This window comes from Pseudorhodobacter sp., from assembly GCF_030452865.1.
Lineage (GTDB): Bacteria > Pseudomonadota > Alphaproteobacteria > Rhodobacterales > Rhodobacteraceae > Pseudorhodobacter.
On sequence record NZ_JAKDLJ010000473.1, the window covers coordinates 1 to 2,501 of the forward strand.

At 58.5% G+C, this 2,501-nt stretch carries 2 protein-coding genes and 1 pseudogene; 2 read left to right on the forward strand and 1 reads right to left on the reverse strand.

The window, feature by feature from the left end; genetic code table 11:
* Positions 1 to 241, reverse strand: a pseudogene (locus tag L0H65_RS18240) (hypothetical protein); the annotation flags it as partial.
* Positions 242 to 367: 126 nt separating this feature from the next.
* Here L0H65_RS18240 and L0H65_RS18245 point away from each other — a divergent pair.
* A complete protein-coding gene (locus L0H65_RS18245; RefSeq protein WP_301460632.1) occupies positions 368 to 937 on the forward strand; it encodes a hypothetical protein in 570 nt (189 codons plus the stop codon).
* Positions 938 to 1,025: 88 nt separating this feature from the next.
* Positions 1,026 to 2,201, forward strand: coding sequence for an elongation factor Tu (gene tuf, locus L0H65_RS18250; RefSeq protein WP_301460633.1), 1,176 nt, complete (start codon positions 1,026 to 1,028; stop codon positions 2,199 to 2,201).
* The last annotated feature ends 300 nt before the right edge of the window (positions 2,202 to 2,501 follow it).

Consider the following 2,501-nt stretch of genomic DNA (forward strand, 5'->3'; position numbering starts at 1 on the left):
CACGCAACACGCGCATCACCGCCTCGGGGTCCATTACCATATGCCAGCGCTTGCCGGTCCGCCCCGACAGCATCGGCTGCCGGGTTGCGATTTCGGGGATCAGTTCCAGCACATTGCGCCGCCCCGCGCGGGCCGAAGCCAGCAAGCCCATCGGCGTGTTGTGCAGCGGCACACGCGCAGGAACGTCGCCCGACGACACAGTGTCGGCAGGCATCAGATCGGCAGGCAAGGGCTTGGTCATATCAGGCTCCGCTATGGGCTGCTGTTTTGAATATAGCGCAAATCGCTCTCGGAAAAAGGTGACACAGTTGCGCGTCCCGCTCACAACGGCTAATTCAGGAACATGGGTTTCACGAAGGACGGTTGAATGATCATTGCGCGCCGCTCGGCTTTGCTTCTCTCACTCGGGTTGTTGGCTGCTTGTGCGCAACCAAATGTGTTGGAGCCGCCGGTCGATCTGGGGAATTTCAAACTCGGCCTGAACATCGTGGTCGCCGACAACCCGCAAAAGGTGCCGATCTCACGCGAAGCCGATCCGAAGGATTGGGATGACAGCATGACCAAGGCCATGCAGGAACGCTTTGGCCGCTACACTGGTGACAAATTCTACAACTTCGGCGTTTCGATTGATGCCTATGCGCTGGCCCCACCCGGTATCCCGCTGCTGCTGTCGCCGAAATCGGCGCTGGTCGTGACGGCGACGGTCTGGGACGACGCATCGCAGAAGAAACTCAACGAAAAGGGCGAACAGTTCACCGTGTTCGAGGGGCTGGATGGCGAAACGCTGGTCGGCTCCGGCCTGACCCGCACGGCGCAGGAACAAATGGACCGGCTGACCTTCAACGCAGCGAAGCGGATCGAGCGCTGGCTTTCGGACCATCCGGAATGGTTTGGCCTGCCGCCAAAGCCAAAGGAAGCGCCGGTGCCATCACGCTAAGACTTGATTTTCCCCGCCATCATGGCTATTTCGCGCCCGATGTAGTCCGGAGGCCATTCTGGCCCCCCAAGGTGTAAGGCAGCAAGCGATGGCAAAGGCAAAGTTTGAACGGAACAAACCGCACGTCAACATCGGCACGATTGGTCACGTTGACCACGGCAAGACGACGCTGACGGCGGCGATCACGAAGTATTTTGGTGATTTCAAGGGTTACGACCAGATCGACAACGCGCCGGAGGAGAAGGCGCGCGGGATCACGATCTCGACGACCCATGTGGAATACGAGTCGGCGAACCGCCACTATGCCCACGTCGATTGCCCCGGCCACGCTGACTATGTGAAGAACATGATCACCGGTGCGGCGCAGATGGATGGTGCCATTCTGGTGGTGAACGCGGCTGACGGCCCGATGCCGCAAACGCGTGAGCATATCCTGCTCGGCCGTCAGGTCGGCATTCCCTACATGGTCGTCTACATGAACAAGGTCGATCAGGTTGACGACGAGGAATTGCTGGAACTGGTGGAAATGGAAATCCGCGAGTTGCTGTCGAAATACGACTACCCCGGCGATGATATCCCGATCATCCGCGGCTCGGCTTTGGCGGCGTTGAACGGCACCTCCCCTGAGATCGGCGAAGAGTCGATCCGCGCGTTGATCAAGGCTGTGGATGAATATATCCCGACGCCTGCGCGCGCGGTTGACCAGCCGTTCCTGATGCCGGTTGAAGACGTATTCTCGATCTCGGGCCGCGGCACTGTTGCGACCGGCCGGATTGAGCGTGGCGTGGTGAAGGTTGGCGAAGAGCTTGAAATCGTTGGCATCCGTGACAGCAAGAAAACCGTCTGCACCGGTGTTGAAATGTTCCGCAAGCTCTTGGACTCGGGCGAGGCTGGTGACAACGTAGGCCTGCTTCTGCGCGGTGTTGACCGTGACGGGATTGAGCGCGGTCAGGTTCTGTGCAAGCCGGGTTCGGTGAAGCCGCACACGAAGTTCGAGGCCGAAGCCTATATTCTGACCAAGGAAGAGGGTGGCCGTCACACGCCGTTCTTTGCCAACTACCGTCCGCAATTCTACTTCCGCACGACCGATGTGACGGGCACCGTGGAACTGCCGGAAGGCACCGAAATGGTGATGCCGGGCGATAACCTGAAGTTCAACGTCGAACTGATCGCGCCCATCGCCATGGAAGAAAAACTCCGCTTCGCCATCCGCGAAGGCGGCCGCACCGTCGGCGCCGGCGTCGTCTCCAAGATCATCGCTTGAACAGGGGCAAAGATTTTTTGACGAAAGATCTGGCGCGTGGGGGAAACCTTGCGCGCCATTCTCAGAGGTCAATATGCTGATCTTGGCTGCGATCGTACTGCCAAGGATCACCGTGGGCAGCTATAGCGCATCCGAAAAACCTGAATCACATAACCCTGCCTGAAATCGGCGATTTCAACGCGTTATGTGATAAGTCATGTATTGGATATTTCGAGAAGTTCTTTAGCCAATGGCCGGGGCGGATTTGTTCGCACTTCTGGCCGAGGCTGTGTGGAAACTGCCTTTTGTGGTAAACTTCTG

Coding starts and splice junctions, on each gene's coding strand:
- L0H65_RS18245 (WP_301460632.1), top strand. CDS start 368: ATGATCATTGCGCGCCGCTCGGCTTTGCTTCTCTCACTCGGGTTGTTG.
- tuf (WP_301460633.1), top strand. CDS start 1,026: ATGGCAAAGGCAAAGTTTGAACGGAACAAACCGCACGTCAACATCGGC.